17 protein-coding genes are annotated in these 19,016 nt (G+C 63.1%); 6 read left to right on the plus strand and 11 right to left on the minus strand.

The genetic code is table 11. The features are described from left to right. Positions 1–92: 92 nt before the first annotated feature. Entirely contained in the window at positions 93–794 is a 702-nt protein-coding gene (locus IFJ82_RS11930) for an HAD hydrolase-like protein (protein WP_003618310.1), read from the plus strand. A 3-nt stretch (positions 795–797) separates the two neighbouring features. Here IFJ82_RS11930 and IFJ82_RS11935 read toward each other — a convergent pair whose 3' ends face one another. Then, on the minus strand, positions 798–1,598 hold the full coding sequence (locus IFJ82_RS11935; RefSeq protein WP_225578660.1) for a JAB domain-containing protein: 801 nt from the start codon (positions 1,596–1,598) through the stop codon (positions 798–800). Between the two features lie 38 nt (positions 1,599–1,636). Between IFJ82_RS11935 and IFJ82_RS11940 the strand changes: the two genes are divergently transcribed. The 5 genes from IFJ82_RS11940 to IFJ82_RS11960 all read left to right on the plus strand — a co-directional run bounded on the left by IFJ82_RS11940 (position 1,637) and on the right by IFJ82_RS11960 (position 8,351). Next, positions 1,637–3,880 (plus strand): ATP-dependent helicase, encoded by a 2,244-nt coding sequence (locus tag IFJ82_RS11940; protein ID WP_075624951.1) that lies wholly within the window; start codon positions 1,637–1,639, stop codon positions 3,878–3,880. Further along, complete coding sequence (locus tag IFJ82_RS11945; protein ID WP_062808716.1) at positions 3,877–4,779, plus strand: 50S ribosomal protein L11 methyltransferase; 903 nt, start codon at positions 3,877–3,879, stop codon at positions 4,777–4,779. Before IFJ82_RS11940 ends, IFJ82_RS11945 begins: the two co-directional genes overlap by 4 nt. Further along, complete coding sequence (locus tag IFJ82_RS11950; protein WP_003618298.1) at positions 4,772–5,293, plus strand: GNAT family N-acetyltransferase; 522 nt, start codon at positions 4,772–4,774, stop codon at positions 5,291–5,293. Before IFJ82_RS11945 ends, IFJ82_RS11950 begins: the two co-directional genes overlap by 8 nt. A gap of 79 nt (positions 5,294–5,372) precedes the next feature. Further along, the gene (locus IFJ82_RS11955) at positions 5,373–7,145 is read left to right on the plus strand and encodes an aminopeptidase P family protein (protein WP_192264732.1); all 1,773 of its coding nucleotides are present in this window, start codon (positions 5,373–5,375) and stop codon (positions 7,143–7,145) included. A gap of 177 nt (positions 7,146–7,322) precedes the next feature. Next, on the plus strand, positions 7,323–8,351 hold the full coding sequence (locus IFJ82_RS11960; RefSeq protein WP_003618293.1) for an isocitrate/isopropylmalate dehydrogenase family protein: 1,029 nt from the start codon (positions 7,323–7,325) through the stop codon (positions 8,349–8,351). A gap of 455 nt (positions 8,352–8,806) precedes the next feature. Here the strand turns inward: IFJ82_RS11960 and uraH are convergent, their stop codons facing one another. The 10 genes from uraH to IFJ82_RS12010 form a co-directional block, all read right to left on the minus strand. Beyond that, positions 8,807–9,163, minus strand: a complete 357-nt coding sequence (gene uraH, locus IFJ82_RS11965; RefSeq protein WP_192264734.1) for a hydroxyisourate hydrolase — start codon at positions 9,161–9,163, stop codon at positions 8,807–8,809. Then, positions 9,160–9,687 (minus strand): 2-oxo-4-hydroxy-4-carboxy-5-ureidoimidazoline decarboxylase, encoded by a 528-nt coding sequence (uraD, locus tag IFJ82_RS11970; RefSeq protein WP_003618287.1) that lies wholly within the window; start codon positions 9,685–9,687, stop codon positions 9,160–9,162. Before uraD ends, uraH begins: the two co-directional genes overlap by 4 nt. Further along, complete coding sequence (puuE, locus tag IFJ82_RS11975; RefSeq protein ID WP_192264736.1) at positions 9,684–10,595, minus strand: allantoinase PuuE; 912 nt, start codon at positions 10,593–10,595, stop codon at positions 9,684–9,686. The genes uraD and puuE overlap by 4 nt, the downstream gene beginning before the upstream one ends. Positions 10,596–10,599: 4 nt before the next feature. After that, positions 10,600–11,829 (minus strand): pyridoxal-phosphate-dependent aminotransferase family protein, encoded by a 1,230-nt coding sequence (locus IFJ82_RS11980; protein WP_003618284.1) that lies wholly within the window; start codon positions 11,827–11,829, stop codon positions 10,600–10,602. Next, entirely contained in the window at positions 11,829–13,088 is a 1,260-nt protein-coding gene (locus IFJ82_RS11985) for an allantoate amidohydrolase (RefSeq protein ID WP_075632104.1), read from the minus strand. The genes IFJ82_RS11980 and IFJ82_RS11985 overlap by 1 nt, the downstream gene beginning before the upstream one ends. A gap of 8 nt (positions 13,089–13,096) precedes the next feature. Next, positions 13,097–14,692: a gamma-glutamyltransferase family protein gene (locus tag IFJ82_RS11990; RefSeq protein WP_075632105.1), complete on the minus strand. Its 1,596-nt coding sequence runs from the start codon at positions 14,690–14,692 to the stop codon at positions 13,097–13,099. Positions 14,693–14,697: 5 nt separating this feature from the next. Further along, on the minus strand, positions 14,698–16,080 hold the full coding sequence (locus IFJ82_RS11995; RefSeq protein WP_192264738.1) for an AtzE family amidohydrolase: 1,383 nt from the start codon (positions 16,078–16,080) through the stop codon (positions 14,698–14,700). Continuing rightward, entirely contained in the window at positions 16,077–16,316 is a 240-nt protein-coding gene (locus tag IFJ82_RS12000) for a DUF4089 domain-containing protein (protein WP_003618277.1), read from the minus strand. Before IFJ82_RS12000 ends, IFJ82_RS11995 begins: the two co-directional genes overlap by 4 nt. A gap of 42 nt (positions 16,317–16,358) precedes the next feature. Then, entirely contained in the window at positions 16,359–17,825 is a 1,467-nt protein-coding gene (locus IFJ82_RS12005; RefSeq protein ID WP_192264739.1) for an NAD(P)-binding domain-containing protein, read from the minus strand. A gap of 227 nt (positions 17,826–18,052) precedes the next feature. Then, complete coding sequence (locus IFJ82_RS12010) at positions 18,053–19,009, minus strand: LysR family transcriptional regulator (RefSeq protein WP_192264741.1); 957 nt, start codon at positions 19,007–19,009, stop codon at positions 18,053–18,055. Positions 19,010–19,016: the final 7 nt, after the last annotated feature.

Below are 19,016 nucleotides of genomic sequence, written 5' to 3' on the forward strand. Positions count from 1 at the left end.
TCCGTAAATGTCGATAAATTCGCGACAGACAGCCCGACAACAGGGCATATTAAGGTCCAATAATCGATAACAGACGGAGGTTACATACCCGTATGAATTTTTCCGCTCCCCCCGCCCCGCGCAATGCGGTCCTGTTCGACCTTGATGGCACGATCATCCGATCACATGATGGCATCATCGAATCCATCCATGCCGTGCTGCGCGACCTTGGGCATGAACCCGACCTGTCGATTGACCTGACATGGGTGGTGGGGCCACCGCTGCGCGATCTTCTGGCACATATCCTTGCCCATTACGGCGATGACCGCGTGGATGAGGCAATGGACCTTTACCGCAGGCATTACGAAGGCGGCGGCATGCGCAAAAGCCCGGTGTTCGACGGGATGCGCCATGTGATCGAAAGCCTGCATGCGGCGGGGACGCGGCTGTTCATCGCCACGTCGAAACCCCGCTACCTCGCGCGCAAGATCCTGCATCTGCGCGACCTGTCGCAATATTTCGACGGGATGTCGGGCGCACGTGCGGATGACAGCGGCGCGGAAAAACCCGAACTGATCGCGGCACTGCTGCGTGAACATGATGTCGCGCGCAACCATGCGCTGATGATCGGGGATCGCCGGTTCGACATTACCGGCGCGCATGCAAACCATGTCCGCGCGCTTGGCGTACTCTGGGGATATGGCGGGCATGATGAACTGGTTGCCGCGGGGGCCGACGCACTGGTCAGCCAACCTGGCGAACTGCTTGAGGCAATCGACACGCAGTTCCGCCTGATGGCGAAACACGCCGCCTGATCCCTACAGCATCTTTTCCCGACGCAGGGAGGTCCAGCCCCCGTCCCCCGCGATGATGCAATCATGCATCACCGTGGAAAGGAGGCGGCCATGGGCCTCCACCTGCCGCATGACGGTGGCCGCGTCCTCCATCTGTCGCGTGGTGGGCGGGACTGTCCCGCCATCCCACACCACCACCATCGAAACCGCATGCAGATGCAGCACACGTTGCAGGATCGCACGGCACATATCGGCCGCAGAACCATCCGCCACCCGTTCATCCCCCACAAGGCGGTTCGTCGCATCAAGCAGCAGGATCGTCACCTGCCCGCGTCCGCCCGGTGCAGGCACCCCCGCCATGCCCGCGCGCGTGGTGGCATAATGGGTCCAGGCCGCATGCAGGTCATGAATATAGGGCTGCGGCCTTGCATCCCCGCGGCACAGCCGTCGCGCCACCAGCGCGGGCAGCGCCAGCACGGAACAGGCCCGTGGCCCCACGCCCGCCGCGCGCAGTTCATCTGGCCCCGCCGCCAGAACGGCGCACAAAGAGCCGAAACGCGCGATAAGATCCTTGGCCATCGGTTTGGTGTCACGTCGCGGAACCCCGGCGAAAAGCAGGACCTCCAATATCTCATAATCCGCCAGCGACATCCCACCCGCGATGCGTATCCGCGCACGCATGCGGGCGCGATGGCCACCGGGGCTGCCTGCGCCACCGCCTATACGCGCCACCACGTCTCTTTCACCATCACTGCCTTCATCGCCCCCATCATGGCCGATCACACACCCATTCCACAATGATGCGGGTCCGGTGCGCGTGGTCATGGCCTGCGGGGACTGACATTGCTATAGATAACCGCGTGATGGACAGTCTTTTCCCCCCCGACCACGTTCCCCCCGAACGTGCGCCCGATTACCTTGCCCGGCTCAACCCGGAGCAACGCGCCGCGATCGAAACGACGGACGGCCCGCTGCTTGTCCTTGCCGGTGCGGGCACGGGCAAGACGCGCGTGCTGACGACGCGTTTTGCCCATATCCTGCTGTCGGGTCGCGCGCGACCGAACCAGATCCTTGCCGTGACCTTCACCAACAAGGCCGCACGCGAAATGCGTGAACGAGTCGCCGGTCTGCTTGGCGCGCCGGTGGAGGGGCTGTGGCTGGGCACGTTCCATTCCCTGTGCGCGCGCATGCTGCGCCGCCATGCGGAATATGTCGGACTGTCGGGCAGTTTCACCATCCTTGATACCGACGATCAGGTCCGCCTGCTCAAACAGGTGATCGAACCACGCCATATCGACACCAAACGCTGGCCGCCGCAGGGAATCATGGGCGTCATCCAGCGGTGGAAGGACCGTGGCCTGACCCCATCACGCGTCAGCAAGGCAGAGGACTGCGACTTTGCGGATGGTAAATGCCGCGAGATCTATGCCGATTACCAAAAGCGCCTGATCCAGCTCAACGCCTGTGACTTTGGCGACCTGATGCTGCACATGACCGAAATCATGCGCACCCATCCCGATGTACTGGCGCAGTATCACCGGTTCTTCCGCTATATCCTGGTTGATGAATATCAAGACACCAACACGATCCAGTATCTGTGGCTGCGCCTGCTGGCACAGCGGGGGGAGGGACAGGCCAACATCTGCTGCGTGGGGGATGATGACCAGTCGATCTATTCCTGGCGCGGGGCAGAAGTGGAAAACATCCTGCGCTTCGAACATGATTTCCCCGGCGCCCACGTCGTCCGCCTGGAGCGCAACTACCGCTCCACCCGGCAGATCCTTGGCGCGGCGTCGGGCCTGATCGCCCATAACGAGGAACGGTTGGGCAAGACGCTGCACCCCGGGCGCGAGGATGCGGAGGGCGAGAAGGTGCGCGTCATCTCCGTATGGGATTCCGATGACGAGGCCCGCATGGTGGGCGAGGAGCTGGAGCGCCTGCACAATGACGGGCATCCCCTGTCGGAATGCGCGATTCTGGTCCGTGCGGGGTTCCAGACCCGCGCGTTCGAGGAACGGCTGATCACCATCGGCCTGCCCTATCGCGTGGTTGGGGGGCTGCGCTTTTACGAACGTGCCGAAATCCGCGATGCGCTGGCCTATATGCGTGTGCTGTCACAGCCATCGGACGACCTTGCGTTTGAACGCATCATCAACGTCCCGCGCCGGGGCATCGGCAATACCGGCGTGCAGAAACTGCACCTGCATGCCCGCGCGCGCGACATTCCCCTGACCGCCGCCGTGCTGGAAATGCTGGCGACGGGCGGGATCAAGGGACGCGCACGCGAACATCTGGCCGCCCTGATGAAATGTTTCGGGCAATGCCGCGAGGATCTGGCACGCGAAGGGCACGTGGTCGTGGTCGAACGCCTGCTTGAGGAGAGCGGCTATCTCGACATGTGGAAGGCGGACAAGTCACCCGAGGCGCCGGGACGTCTGGACAACCTCAAGGAACTGGTGCGCGCGCTGGCGGATTTTGAAACGCTGGGCGGATTCCTCGAACATGTGGCGCTGGTGATGGAGACGGAGGAAAACGCAGGCAACGAACGGCTGAGCATCATGACCCTGCATGGGGCCAAGGGGCTGGAGTTCGATACCGTGTTCCTGCCGGGATGGGAGGAAGGGGTCTTCCCCTCGCAACGCACAATGGACGAAGGGGGCGCCAAGGGGCTGGAGGAAGAACGCCGCCTTGCCTATGTCGGGATCACGCGCGCACGCCTGCGCGCGATCATCAGCCATGCGGCCAACCGGCGTATCTATGGCAACTGGCAGTCCGCGATTCCCAGCCGCTTTGTGGAGGAACTTCCCCCCGAACATGTGGACACCATCGGGGATGCGACCCGTGCCCGCCATAATGGCGCGATGCGCAGCCCGGTATTCGGGGCCACACCATTCCCGGTCGTGGCGCGCCGCCGCGCCGTCACAGACGCAACGTCGTCCGGTGATACGCCATCGCGCAAGTCGGCCTTTCGCGTTGGCGCCCGCGTTTTCCATCAGAAATTCGGATACGGCACCATCGCGTCCGTAGAAGGCACCCGTCTGGAGGTCGCGTTTGAAAAAGCGGGCACCAAGCGGGTGATCGACACTTTTGTTGAGCAGGTATCATGACCATTCCCCCCCGCCGCCACGCCACCGAACTGGAGACCATTGCGGTCACTGTCCCACCAGAGGCCGTGGAAGCCTATGAAAATGCGCTTTCCATCGTCTGCGCGACCATCGGCATTTTCGAAGTGGACGACGCCCAGACCGCATGGCGGGTCGAAGGCGTGCGCGATATAGGTTCGGGGGAGGACGAATTGCGCACCGCCCTTGTGCTGGCGGCGGCGCTGACGGGGGTGGATGTCCCGCTTGAACGCACCCCCACCGAATCCGAAGGGTGGCTTGCCCGCACGTACGAGGCATTTCCCGAACAGACGGCAGGCCGCCGTTTCGCCATTCGTGGCACCCACCTTGAACCCGACGCGAACCCGCAACGCATCACCCTTGTGCTTGACGCGGGCGTTGCGTTCGGGTCGGGGGAACATGGCTCCACACGCGGATGCCTGCGCGCGCTGGAAATGATCGCCCACCGGCGGCCACGCCGCATCCTCGACCTAGGCTGCGGGTCGGGCATCCTTGCCATGGCGGCGGCGGCGCTGCTCAAACGCCCGGTACTCGCGACCGATATCGACCCATGGTCGGTGCGCGTCACACGGCGCAATGCGCGGATGAACGGCCTGTCGAACCTCGTATCGTGCCATCTTGGCAACGGGTGGCGTACGCCCGCCATCCGGCAGAACGCCCCCTATGACCTGGTATTCGCCAACATCCTTGCCCGGCCGCTCTGTTCAATGGCGGCCGAGCTTGCGCACAACCTGCTTCCCGGTGGCACGGCCATCCTGGCCGGGCTGCTCGATACACAGGTGCGCATGGTGCTGTCCGCGCATCGCAGGCAGGGGCTGGTGCTTGAACATCGCCTGCGCGAAGGGGACTGGGCCACGCTGATCCTGAGGAAGCCAGATGTCTGACCCCGATCCCGCCATCCATATCCGGCCCGCGACCCCAGACGACATCCCCGCGATCGTGGACATCATCAACGATGCCATCCGCAACAGCACGACATTATGGGAAACACGCGAAACCACGGTGCCGGTGCGCCTCGACTGGCTGCGCGACAGCAATGCGCAGGGGTTTCCCATTCTGGTCGCGGTCACGCCCGAAGGGACCGTGGCGGGATATTGCAGCTGGAAGACGTTCCGCCCGTTTTCCGGCTATGCCCATACGGTTGAACACTCGATCTATATCGCACCGGCGTTCAAGCGACGTGGCATCGGCAGCCTGCTGCTGGGCCATCTGTGCACGCTTGCGCGCAATTCGGATGTGCATGTGATGGTCGCGGCCATCACCGCATCGAACACGGCCTCACGCCTGCTGCATGAACGTTTTGATTTCCAGCCCGGCGGCATGATCCCGCAATGCGGGACAAAATTCGGCAGGTGGATGGACCTGATGTTCCTTTACAAGCTTGTCCCCAACGACTGACTGCCATCATGGCCACGACGCGCCTACGGCCCCTCTGCGCCCCTGTATTTCCTTCTTTTGATAAACGGAGCCACGTTCCATGACGGATGCCCCCACCCGCCTTCACGCGTTACGCGAAACCCTGCGACAGGCCAGCGTCGATGGCTTCATCCTGCCACGCGGGGATGAACATCTTGGTGAATATGTCGCCCCCTGCGCCGAACGCCTGGCATGGCTGACGGACTTTACCGGCAGTGCGGGCATGGCGACGGTGCTGATGGAACGCGCGGCGGTCTTTTCCGATGGCCGTTACACCACGCAGATGGAACATCAGGTCAATGGCCTGTGCTGGGAACGGCTGCACCTGCGTGAAACACCGCCCGCGCAATGGCTGGCGCAGCACGGGGCGAATGCACGCATCGGATACGACCCGCGCCTGCTGAGCGAAAATGCGTTGCTGCCATTCGTGCAGGCGGGCCTGACGCTGGTGCCGCTGGCGCATAATCCGGTGGACGCCATCTGGACCGACCGTCCCCTGCCGCCCTGCACGCCGTGTCTGGAACAGCCCCTTGAACATAGCGGCACCGACAGCGCGACAAAGCGCACGACACTCGCGGCGCAGTTGCGCGACTCGGGCGAGGACTGCGTCGTGCTCAGCGATCCGGCCTCCATCGCGTGGCTGCTCAACATCCGTGGCAACGATGTCCCCTATACGCCGCTCAGCCTGTGTTTCGCCATTGTCCATGCCGACGCCACCGTTTCCCTGTTCATCGACCCGGTCAAGCTGACGACGCGCACGCGCGAATGGATGGGTGAGGATGTGCGCACCTTCACCCCCGACGCCCTGCCTGCACAGCTTGCAGCACTTGCCGGTCGCCGGGTGCAGGTGGACCCGGCAGCCAATTCCGTGTGGTTCATCCAGACGCTGGAACAGGCAGGGGCGACCATCATCCGCGCCACCGACCCATGCACATTGCCCAAGGCGATCAAGAACCCCGTGGAGCAGGAGGGCGCGCGCCGTGCCCATGAACGCGACGCGGTGGCTGTCTGCCGCTTCCTGCACTGGCTTGATACCGAAGGTGTCGGCACCGGGGAACTGGAGGCGACACAGCGCCTTGATGCGTTTCGCAAACGCTGCATGGATTACCGCGAGGAAAGCTTTCCCGCCATTTCCGGGTCTGGCCCCAATGGCGCGATCATCCATTACCGCGTCACCCCCGAAACCGACCGCATCCTGCGCCATAACGAGGTGTACCTGATCGACAGCGGGGCGCAGTACCCCTATGGCACGACGGACATCACGCGCACGATATGGACCGGCCCGGAACAGCCCGACGACGATGTCTGCGACGCATTTACCCGTGTCCTGCGCGGTCATATCGCGCTGGCGCGGGCACATTTCCCGCACGGCACCACGGGGCATGCGCTTGACGCTCTGGCGCGCCAGGCATTGTGGGAAGGCGGTCTGGATTACGACCACGGCACCGGCCATGGAATCGGCAGCTACCTGTCGGTGCATGAAGGGCCCTGCAATATCTCCACCCATTACCGGCCCGTCGCGCTGGAGGCGGGGATGATCGTCTCTGACGAACCGGGATATTACCGTCCCGGCGCGTTTGGCATCCGCCTTGAAAACCTGCTGCTGGTGCAGCCTGCGGTCACGAATGGGGAAAGCCGCCGCTTTCTGGCGTTCGAGGTACTGACCCTTGCGCCGTTCGATCGTCGCCTGATTGCGGTGGACATGCTCAACAGCACCGAAATCGCATGGCTCGACGCCTATCATGCACGGGTTTTTGAACAGGTGGCCCCACATCTGGACAAAGTCGGCCAGACATGGCTGGAGGCGGCATGCGCACCGCTGCGCGCCAGATAATGTGACTATGAATATGGCCCCGGAAGGCGGTGATGGAATTGTCACATGCCGGTCTGGGGCCTAGGACTTTTTACCAGTTCCGACGCAACTGGATCCGGTAACGATACGCGGAAACAGCCAGGCCGGTGCGCAACCTGACCCGCAGTCAGGTGCAAGCACGATAGGGAGACGTTCAAAATGTCCGCAGAAAAAACAATTCCCGCCACCCTGATCCCCGGCGATGGGATCGGCCCCGAAATTGTTGACTCCGTCATCGAAATCCTTGACGCCGTCGGCGCACCGTTCAAGTGGGAGAAGGCGCTGGGCGGGGTGTCCGCCCTTGACGCCACCGGCAGCCCGCTTCCCAAGGAAACAATCGAAAGCATCCGTCGCACCGGCCTCGCGCTGAAGGGTCCTCTGACCACCCCCGTCGGTGGTGGCTTCAAGTCCATCAACGTGACACTGCGTCAGGAGTTCGGTCTGTTCGCGAATGTTCGTCCCACAAAGACGATCGTGCCGGGTGGCCGCTTTGACAAGATCGACCTCGTGATCTTCCGCGAGAACCTCGAAGGCTATTACGCCGCGCTGGAAAACTACATCCCGGTCGGTGATGACCCGCACGCCATCGCGACAAGCGCCGGCTACACCTCACGCGCGGAATGCAATCGCATTGTCCGCTATGCTTTTGAATATGCGGTCAAGAACAACCGCAAGCGCGTGACGCTGGTGCACAAGGCCAACATCCTGAAGCTGCTGACCGGCCTGTTCCTGGAAGAAGGCCGCAAGGTCGCAAAGGAATATGAAGGCCGCGTCGAAGTGAACGAACGGATTGTCGATGCCTGCGCCATGCAGTTGGTGACGGACCCGTGGCAGTTCGACTGCATTGTCACCACCAACCTGTTCGGGGACATCCTGTCCGACCTGACGGCGGGTCTTGTCGGTGGCCTTGGCCTCGCCCCCGGTGCGAACATCGGCGAAAAGGCTGCCGTGTTCGAAGCGGTCCATGGTTCCGCCCCCGACATCGCGGGCCAGAACAAGGCCAACCCGACCGCACTGCTGCTGGCGGCGAACATGATGCTGCAGCATGTCGGCCGCAAGGACCTTGCCGACCGCATCGACAGCGCCATCGCAAAGGTCATCACATCCGGTGCGGTGCGCACGGGCGACCTGGGCGGCAAGGCGAGCACGACCGACCTGACGGCCGCCCTGAAGCAGGCTCTGGTCTGATCCATCGACCATCCCTGCAACGGTTCATGCCGTTGCAGGGTATGAAAGAAGGGCCGTGGCGTCATCCGCCACGGCCCTTTTTTCATTTCTGGCAGGAACGGCAATAAGAAACGGCCTGAATAACCCGCCGATCAGAAATGATGATTTTCTTGTATGACGCCAGCAGGTTGTTTGAAAACAAGTCATTGATAAAAAATAAGAAAAGTTTTTGGGTGCCGCCTTTTTGAAAAAAGGCGGCGTCTTCTGAAGCTTTTTAGAAAAAGCTTCACCAAAAACCTTTATAATTACAGGATGTTATCAATGGTCTATTTTTAAACAGTTCCTTGTTTTGGATAAACACAACGATTTTCAGGACTTTTTTTCGAAATCGTTCCTCAGGACCGTTCATTCCCTCACAAGATAGCGGCATCCAAGTTTTTTCAAAAACACTGTGACCCTCTGGTTTTTTCGGATTTTCAACTTCCGCGATAGGTTGAAAACCCATAAGGCGAGACCAGGAGCGGTACATGATAATGCCCCCCCTTTTCCCCCGGAGCGCGTTGCGCCATGCCGAATGCGATCGGCACGATATCAAGGAACGGCGGGTCCGACAGCGCCATCCCCCGCCCCCGGAAATAGGCCGCAACCGCGAATTCCAGCCGATAGCTGCCACCGGGCATATCCCCCACCGCAACCGACAGGTCAGGGCAGCGCCCGTCGATATTGGTCATGCCCACGAATAGGCGCTCCCCCCCCGACCACAAGGTGATTTCCATACCCGCCGCAGGCTGTCCCGAGACAAGGTCAAGGACATGGGTCGAAAGGGTGCTCATGATGTTTCCTCCAGCCGTCCCAGGATATCGGCCTGTCGCAAGGCGGCAATCTTCGCGATTTCATCAAGGGCCGCGCCGATTTCCGTATCCGGGTCATGCGCCAGCCGCCGCGCCATTTCTTCAAGTATCCGCGCCTTGTCCGACAGGCGCACACAGATGATGAACGGAATGGCGAATTTTGCCGCATAATCCTCATTGAGCGTCCTGAACCGCGCGAATTCCTCCGGCGTCAGGCGATCCAGCCCCGCCGATGCCTGTTCGGCCGCTGATGCATCCGTCAGCGTCGGGTCCATCCCGGCCCGCCGCGCAAGTTCGGGATGCGCACGGATCAGGGACATCTGCTCCATATCCGTGGCGCGGCGCATTTCATGATCCATGACACGCAGCATATGCGCGGCATCGGCGAACGGACGATGATCCAGCGCGCGTTCGGCCACCCATGGGGAATGTTCGAACATGGGACCGAACAGTTCAATGAAACCTGCTTCGTCCAGCGCATTTGCGCGTGCGATGGCCGATGTCATGCCGGATGCACCGACAGCCAGTGATGTGCAATATCCAGTCGTGTCGCGACCCAGACCCGTTCCTTTGCGGCGATGTAATCAAGAAAGCGCGCCACGGCCCGCGCACGGCCCGGTCGGCCGGCCACACGGCAATGCAGCCCCACCGACATCATCTTTGGCGTGCTTGCCCCTTCTTCATACAGTTCATCGAACGTGTCACGCAGGTAATTGAAGAACTGCTCCCCTTCGGTAAAGCCGTTCAGGGCCACGAAACGCATATCGTTCACATCGAGCGTATAGGGCACGATCAACTGCGCACGCCCATTGCCACGGTCGTAATAGGGCAGGTCATCGGCATAGGAATCCGCATCATAGACAAAGCCGCCTTCCTGCGCGACCAGTCGCGCGGTATTGGGGCTGGTACGCCCCTGATACCAGCCCAGGGGGCGCGATCCCGTCACCTGCGTATGCAGCGCGATACATTCGGCGATATGGGCACGTTCCACCGCTTCGGGGATGTGCTGGTAATCAATCCAGCGCAACCCGTGGGAGGCGATTTCCCACCCTGCATCCTTCATCGCACGCACGGCGTCGGGATTACGGGCCATGGCCATGGCCACACCGAAGACCGTCACCGGCTGCCGCCGTTGCGTGAAAATCCGGTACAGGCGCCAGAACCCGGCCCGCGCCCCATATTCATACAGACTTTCCATCGCGATCGCGCGCGCACCGGGGATGGAGGGCGCACCGATCATTTCGGACAGGAATGCTTCGGACCCGCGATCACCATGCAGGATGGAATTTTCAGCCCCCTCCTCATAATTAATGACGAACTGTACCGCGATGCGCGCACCACCGGGCCATTTCGGATCGGGCGGGGATGCGGCATAACCGACAAGGTCACGGGGATATTCATTGGGCTGTGCCATCACATCACGCCCCATACGCCGCCAATGCCGCATCCACCGCACGGCCGGAGACGAGGTTATGCCCTTCGTGCCGCAACACCGCCTCCAGCGCGCCGAGCGTCAGCAGCACCCTGTTCTTTGCCGCATTGTATCCCATTGCCCCGATCCGCCAGATGCGCCCCTGCAACGGGCCAAAGGCGGAACCGATCTCGATCTCGAAATCATCGCGCATGCGCGTGCGCACCCGTTCGCCATCAATGCCGTCGGGAATATACACACCCGTTACATTGGTCATGCGGTGTTCGTCACTGCCGAACAATGTCAGGCCCATTGCCCGCAGGCCCGCGCCCATCGCGCGGCTGGCTGCGGCATGACGGGCAAAACGTGCCTCCACCCCTTCTTCCACCATGATGCGCGCGGCCTCGCGCGCGGCGTACAGCATGCTCGTCGCCTCTGTATGGTGATTCAGGCGCTGTTCGGACCAGTATTCCATGATCATCGCCAGATCAAAATAGTTCGAGGCAATGCGCGGACGCATCCCGTCCGTGGTATTCGCCCCACGTATCCCGGCCTCCACATGCCGACGTGACATGATGTAGTCAGCGGCGCGGTCCGAAATCGTGATGGGCGAGGAACCGGGCGGCCCCCCCATGCATTTCTGCAGGCCCCCCGTCACGATATCCACGCCCCACCGGTCGGTCGCGACGGGCATCCCGCCCAGCGTCGCCGTTGCATCGACATAGGACAGGACATCATACCTGCGGCACAGTTCCCCCACCCCATCGAGCGGCTGCGCCATGGTGGTGGACGTATCGCCATGGATACAGGCCAGGACATGCGGCCGATGGGCAATAATGCCATCCTCGATCTGCTTCAGGGTCGCAACCTCGCCCCACGGAATGTCGATGGTAAAGATTTCCGCGCCGATCCGCTGTGCAATTTCCGACAGCAACAGCCCGAAACGCCCTGCCCGCACGATCAGCAGTCGCGCCCCCGGTTCCAGCAACGACACCAATGCCGCCTCGATCCCCGCGCGGGCCGTGCCGTCCACCAGCAGTGTCCAGCGGTTTTCCGTCATGAAGACCGTACGGTACAATGCCATGGTCTGGTTCATATAGGTGGTCATTTCCGGGTCGAACTGCCCCAGCATGTCGGCCGCCATGGCCCGCAGCACACGCGGATGCACATTGACCGGCCCCGGCCCCATCAACATGCGTGACGGGGGGTCGATCTGACCAAAAATGTTCTGTGTCATCAGCAACGTCTTTCAAAAAGGCATACGAAATCCGTCAATGTGCGCAAGGCAACCTCCACATCCGCCGTGCTTACGGCTTCGGCGGGATTGTGGCTGATGCCCTTTTCACAACGGATAAACAGCATGGAAACAGGGACAAGATGCGCCATGACCATCGCATCATGGCCTGCGCCACTGACCAGTACGCGCGCCGGTGCGCCGGTCACGTCCACCACCGCCTGTTCCATCAGTTCCGTCAGGTGCGCATCACATGGCGTCGCATCGAGATCGTGTTGCAGCGCAACGCCAAGGACGATGTCACGGCGGGCGGCAATGTCACGGATTTCGGACAGGATTTCCACCGCCGCCGCATCACGCACCGCATTGGTGCCCGCACGCACGTCGATGGTGAACATCACGTCACCAGGCACGACATTGGCCGCCCCCGGCAGAACCTCCAGCCGTCCAACCGTCGCGACAAGGTCAGCGGGGCCGGCACGCCCGATACGCTCCACCGTGCCAATCGCCTCTGCCGCCGCCGCCAGCGCATCGCGGCGCAGATGCATGGCCATGGTGCCGGCATGCCCCGCCATGCCCTGCATCGTCACGCGATAACGATGCTGTGCCGCGATCGCGCTGACCACCCCCACCGCGCGGCCTTCGGCCTCCAGCACGGGGCCTTGTTCGATATGTGCCTCGACATAGGCCAGGACACGACCGGGCGCGATCCGGGCGTCGTCAATGGCCGCAAGGTCAAGCCCGAATTCCGCAAGCGCCGCGGCCAGCGATATCCCGTCGCCATCGACCATCGACAGGTCGAACCCGTCACGCACCCCCGCCACCGTGCGTGAGGTCAGCATCGCGGCAGGAAAGCGCGATCCTTCTTCATCCCCGAAACCGATCACTTCGAGCGCGAAGGGAAAGCGCCGCCCCACCCGCGCAAAGGCTGCCACCACCTCGATCCCGAGTATGACGCCAAGCATCCCGTCATACCGTCCGCCATGGCGCACGCTGTCCACATGCGACCCGATCAGCAGCGATGGCGCATCTGGCGCGATGCCTTCGTAACGCCCCACCACATTCCCGATCGCATCCACGCGCACGGACATGCCCGCGTCACTCATCCATGCCGCGATCCGGTCCAGCGTCGCGCGGTATCCTGCGCCAAGATAGGGACGAAACAGCCCCTGCGCATCATCGGAATAGGGCGCATGCCCCAGCAGGTCACACCGCGCATGCACGCGCTGCCCCGATGGCGGCGGGACGGTAATCGGCTGCATGTCCAGACCTACCATGCCGCCACGGCCCCATCGCTGCGCGGGTCGGTCGCCCCTTCGATCAGTCCGGTTTTTTCATGCCGCACCAGCGCGCCCGCATGTCCCATGGTGGAGGTAAACGGTTCCATCCGCTCCATCTGGTGGCCTGCCGCCTGCATGCGCGCGATCAGTTCAGGGTCAAAGCGGTCTTCGTATTTCAGGCTGACGCTGTCCTCCCCCCATGTCCGGCCCAGCAGCCAGCGCGGGGCGGTCACCGCGCGCTGCAACGGCACGCCATAATAGGCATAGCGGGTAAAGACAGCCGCCTGTGTCTGTGGCTGTCCCTCGCCGCCCATGGTGCCATAGACCATGGTGCGCCCGTCATCGAAACGCGCACCAGCGGGATTGAGCGTGTGAAAGGGCTTGCGCCCAGGACGCAGGCCGTTCCACCCGTCGGGGTCCATGCCAAAGCTGGTGCCCCGGTTCTGCCACACCACGCCGGTGCGGGGCAGGACGACACCCGATCCATATTCGAAATACAGGCTCTGGATCATGCTGACGGCCAGCCCGTCGGAATCGACCACGCCCAGCCACACCGTATCGCCCGCCTGTGACGGGTGGGGCCATGGGGCCGCACGCTGTGGGTCGATGACAGCCGCCATACGGTCCAGCGCACCTGCGTCATCAAGGATATCCTGCGCCTGCACCGTCATCAGCGCCGGGTCGCCCACATGCGTGTCACGATAACGAAAGGCAAGCTTCGTCGCCTCCACCAGCGTGTGCATGTACTCATAACTGTCGGCCTTCGCAGCGCGCAGCCGGTCGAACACTGCCAAGATCAGCAGCGATGCCACACCCTGCGTGGGGGGCGCGACGTTATAGAGGTCCGCCCCGCGCACCCGCGCATGCAATGCGGGCTGGTGTACAGCACGGTGGGCCTGCAGGTCCGACAGGGCAAGCGGGCTGCCAAGCGAGGCAAGGTCGGCGGCAAGGTCCGATGCGATACGCCCACGATAGAAACTGTCCAGCCCATCATCCACCAGCATGCGCAACGTGCGGGCAAGGCGGGGATTATGCAGGATATCACCCGCCTGCGGCAGGCGACCCGCAGGCATGAACTGATCGGCGAAGCCGGGAACGGCACGCAGTTCATCGACCTTGGCGCGCGTAATGTCGGCCGCCCCGGCCGTGACCGGCACGCCCTGTTCGGCGTAATGGATCGCATCGCGCAATATCCGGCCAAGCGGCAGGCCGGGCTGTACCGCATGGCTCCATCCCAGGGCCATGTCCCAACCCGAAACGGTGCCCGCAACCGTATTCGCCGCCAGTGGCCCACGCCATGGGATACGCGCCTGCCCGGCATTGCGGTAAAACGCGACATCGGCCTTCATGGCCGCAGCCCCGCTGGCGTCAATGCTTTGCGCACGCCCGTCCGGCCACAGCGTCAGCCAGAACGCATCGCCACCAATGCCGGTCATATGTGGATAGACAACCGCCAGTGCCGCCGCCGTGGCCACCGCGGCCTCGATTGCCGTGCCCCCGGCCTTGAGGATATCAAGGCCCGCCTGACTGGCAAGGTGATGGGGCGATGTCACCATCCCCCGGCACGAACGCGGCGTATTGAGCATGGTCGTCAGTTCCCCGTAGTCAGCGGCACACAGCGCGCAAGTCCCGCACGTTGCAATTCCCCCGCCACGGCAAACAGCGCGGCTTCCGCCCCCGGCGCACCGATCAGTTGCAGCCCCAGCGGCAGGCCCGACGGACACGCCAGCGGCGCGGACAGCACCGGCACACCCGCAAGGCTGATGGGCTGCGTAAACAGGCCCAGGTTCGCACGCGCCGAAACCACGCGCCCTTCCACCATGATGGTGGGCTGATCGATGCGCGGTGCGGGACCGACGGTCGCGGGTGCGACAACAACGTCATGATGGCTGAACAGTTCGTGGATGCGCGCGCGAAACCAGCTACGGAAACGCTGCGCCTGCACCAGCGTCGCAGATGGCAGCATCGCCCCCGCCATCAGGCGGCCACGCGTCGCGGGGTCATACTGCATCGCGCGCTGGCGCAGGCGGCCAAGGTGCAGGCTGCCGCCTTCGGCTGCCGTAATCAGGAACGATGCGGCACGTGCGCGTGCGACCTCCGGCAGTTCGACAACCGTTGTGCTGTTGAGGTGACGCATCACATCATCAATCGCGGCGACGAACCCGGCATCAATGTTGCGCGCAAACCATCCACCCAGCCGCGCGATCCGCAACGACGCGACATCGGGCAGTGCCTCGGGCTTACGGCCATCCATGATGCCGAACACGGCATGCAGATCCTCCAACGTATCCGCCATCGGCCCCACGACATCAAGGCTGGCGGCGAAGGGATAGGCGCCTTTGCGCGGAATGCGGCCGAATGTCGGCTTCAGGCCCCATACGCCACACAACGCGGCAGGCAGACGGATGGAGCCGTTGGTGTCAGATCCCAGCGCAAACGGCATGATACCCGCCGCCACGGCCGCCGCCGAACCACCCGACGACCCACCGGCAAGACAGGCCGTGTCATGCGGATTGCGCGTGGTGCCGGTATGCGCGTTTTCAGTGGAGAAGCCATAGGCGAATTCGTCCATGTTCAGGCTGGCGACCGCGACCGCGCCCTGTGCCTGAAGTCGGGCGACGACCGTTGCGTCCTCCTGCGCCGGCGGGTTGCCACGCAGGACGAGGGAACCCGCCGTCGTCACCTCCCCCGCGATATCGAACAGGTCCTTGACGCCGAACGGCACCCCCGCAAGCATGCCGGGATCCTCGCCCCGGGCGATGCGCTGGTCGATATGTTCTGCGCGCGCCACGGCGGCGGGGCCAAAGATGCGCGTCACGCTGTTGAAACGGGTGTCGCGTGCCTCGATATCCGCAATGACACCGGTGATGACGGAAACGGCGCTGCGCCGCCCGGCGCGCACGTCCTGCGCGATCTGCAACGCCGAGTTCGGGCACGTGTCGTTCGGGCGCACGTCGTTCGATGCCTGCGTCATGGGATATACTCCCCCGCCGGTTCGCACGTATCAGGCAGGACAAGGCCATTGAGCAGATCGGCATATCCCTGCAACAGCGCGGCATTCGCGGTCACGTCGTTCATGCAGGCGGGCGGCACGGTCAACCCGATACAGCGCGCCGCCTGAACCACGGGAAAGATGTCATCGCCGCCCTGCGCCAGCATTGCGGCGGGTTTGGGGGGAGGTACCGCATCGTCATTCAAGGGGCTGCTCATGCACGTCATCTCCGGGATCTGTGTGTCAGTTAGCGCCTTCTTTTAGACGGGATCACAGGCCGGAGGGTCAAGGCTGATCAGTTCGGGGGTGTCATACGCCAGCAGGCTGTCGAGATGGGCCTGCCCGTCCGCGACATACAGATCCCGCCCAAGCCCCTGCGCCAGACGTTCGACACCAAAGCGCATGCCACTGATGGAGGCGCCCGAAAGCCCCATGCTCGGCGTGGCGGAAAACGTGAAATTATGGATGTTCGCCAGCATCGGCGCCAGCGGGTCGGCAGGATCGCGGGCGATGAACTGGTACCGCTCCCCCAGATAGGGATAGCTGCCCAATACGGCACTTCCCTCGTCCTCGGGTGGGGTATAACGCTCCCCCCACAGGGCCACTGCATGCGCGAACGAACGGGTTTCGGGACGGCGTGACAGGTCCACCGTGAAACCGGTGCCGATAATCACGAAATCAAACGTCATCTCGCCCTGGGGGGTCTGCACGACAACCTCATCCCCGCGCATCCGCACGTCATCCCATGGACAGCCGGTATGATAGGCGAAATTCGCATGCCGGCGGCACCGCCAGAACGTGTCCTGCGGCGGGGGCTGGTTCAGTTCAAAGATGCGCTGCATGAAGCCCCAGCGCAGCCGATCCTCCAGCGCGTAGAAATAGGCGAGGAAACCGGTATTTTCCATCCAGCGATACGGGTTGACCGAGGGGATGGCGCGACGGCGCAGGCACAGCGTGACCGACCCGGCCCCCGCCTCCAGCGCGGTGGCCGCGTTGTCGAATGCCGAAGCCCCCGCCCCCAGCACGCCCACGCGCTTGCCCTTCAGGGCCGTGAAATCAATCGTTTCCGATGTGTGGGCGAAACGCGCGCGCGGCAGGTTTTCACGGATGAAGGCAGGAACATGCCATTCGCCGCCCCCCTCGATCCCGGTCGCAAGCACCAGCTTGCGCGCGTAATGGACCCGCCTCTCGCCCGCTGAGGTGCAAAATGACAGGCGCAGCAAGCCGTCTTCCCACGTCACCCCTTCGAACATGTGGTCATTGGCCACCGGCAGGTCGAGGACATCGCGATACCAGTCCAGATAGGCCTGCCAGTCCTGACGCGGGATCTTATCGAGCTTTTCCCACGCCTGCGCCCCATAACGTGCCTCGAACCACGCACGCGGCGTCAGGCTGGGCACGCCAAGGTCGGGGCCGGTGACATATTTGGGCGTGCGCAGGGTAATCATGCGGGCGAACGTGACCCACGGCCCTTCGCCCCCGCGTGGGGCGCGATCAAATACCTGCACATTGTCGATGCTGCCACGTTTCAGGGCGAAAGCCGTGGCCAGGCCGCCCTGTCCCGCGCCAATGATCGCGACATCCAGCACGCGTCGCCCGTCATGATGGCGCGGCGGCACCCATTCGCGCCGTGGATAGCCAATAACCCCAAGGTCACGCCGCACGGCCCTGCGCAGCGCATCAAGCCCATCGCGTGCATCCGCGCCGTCATGTCCGTGCATCGTCATCTGCCTGTCCCACTGTCATTCGCGCCCACTGGTATTCGCGTCCATTGGCATTCGCGTCGTTACCGATGCAGCGGACATGGCGTCCCCCGACGCCATGATAGGCTGTCCCCCCAACCGCACCGTTGATGGGACAGTGTAATCAGGGGGGCAGGTGTTTCGTCCAGTAGAATGATCTGACCATTCTGTTTCCAAAAACAGAACAGCAGGCCGGGAACGCAGGCCCCGGGCTAGAGGACCTTCTCATCGCCCACGCCCTGGATACGGCGCAGTTCCTGACGCAATTCCTCGATCACCGTTTCCAGCAATGGCGGCAGCCAGCGTGATTCACGCCCATAAACCCCAAGGTCCGTCACCGCGCGTGTATCCCGCAACGGCACATGGCACAGGCTTTCGTGCCCGGCCTGCATCTCCACCGCAAGCGGCGACTGGAACGCAAGTCCGCTGCCCGCGGCAACCATGCGGTTGGTCAGTTCGATCGACCCGGTATGCAGCACGACATGCAGATGTTCATGCCATGGGCGCAGCATCGGTTCCATGACACGGTACAGCGACAGGGTGCGCGTTGGCAGGATCAGGCGATGGCGGACACATTCCTCGATCGTGACAGTACGCAGGTGGGCAACGGGATGGTCGGGGCGCACCACCGCACCCACCGGGAAATGCGCCACCGCGACACGCCGCAGGTCGGGATACAGGGCCAGTGAAAACGCAATGCCCAGATCCACGCTGCCATCCTGCAGGGCGGAGACGATGTTTTTTGGTGATCCGATTTCCACATTCAGGTCCACCGCCGGATACATCCGCGTGATCCGTTCCAGCAGCGGCGGCAGAAGCTGCCCCGTCACCCCCTCCACCGCCATGATGCGCAGCCGCCCGTCCTGCCGACCTGACAGGGCGTTGATCTGTTCCTCCGTCCGGGCGGCATCCTGCATGACGGTGACGATGTGCCGCGCCATGATGCGCCCCACCTCCGTCAGGACCATGCCTTCGGGCAGGCGATCGAACAGCGGCGCGCCGACTTCCGCCTCCATCTGCGCAAGCTGCCGGGTCAGGGCGGACGGGGTAACGTTCAGCCGGCGCGCCGCCTCGCGGATGGAGCGGCATTCGCGCACGGCGTTGAAATAGGAAATTCCCCGGGCGTGCAGGCGCATCATGCGCGGGGTGCGCAGTACGGGTTCATTCATGACGGCA

It is taken from the genome of Novacetimonas hansenii (genome assembly GCF_014843995.1).
Lineage (GTDB): Bacteria > Pseudomonadota > Alphaproteobacteria > Acetobacterales > Acetobacteraceae > Novacetimonas > Novacetimonas hansenii.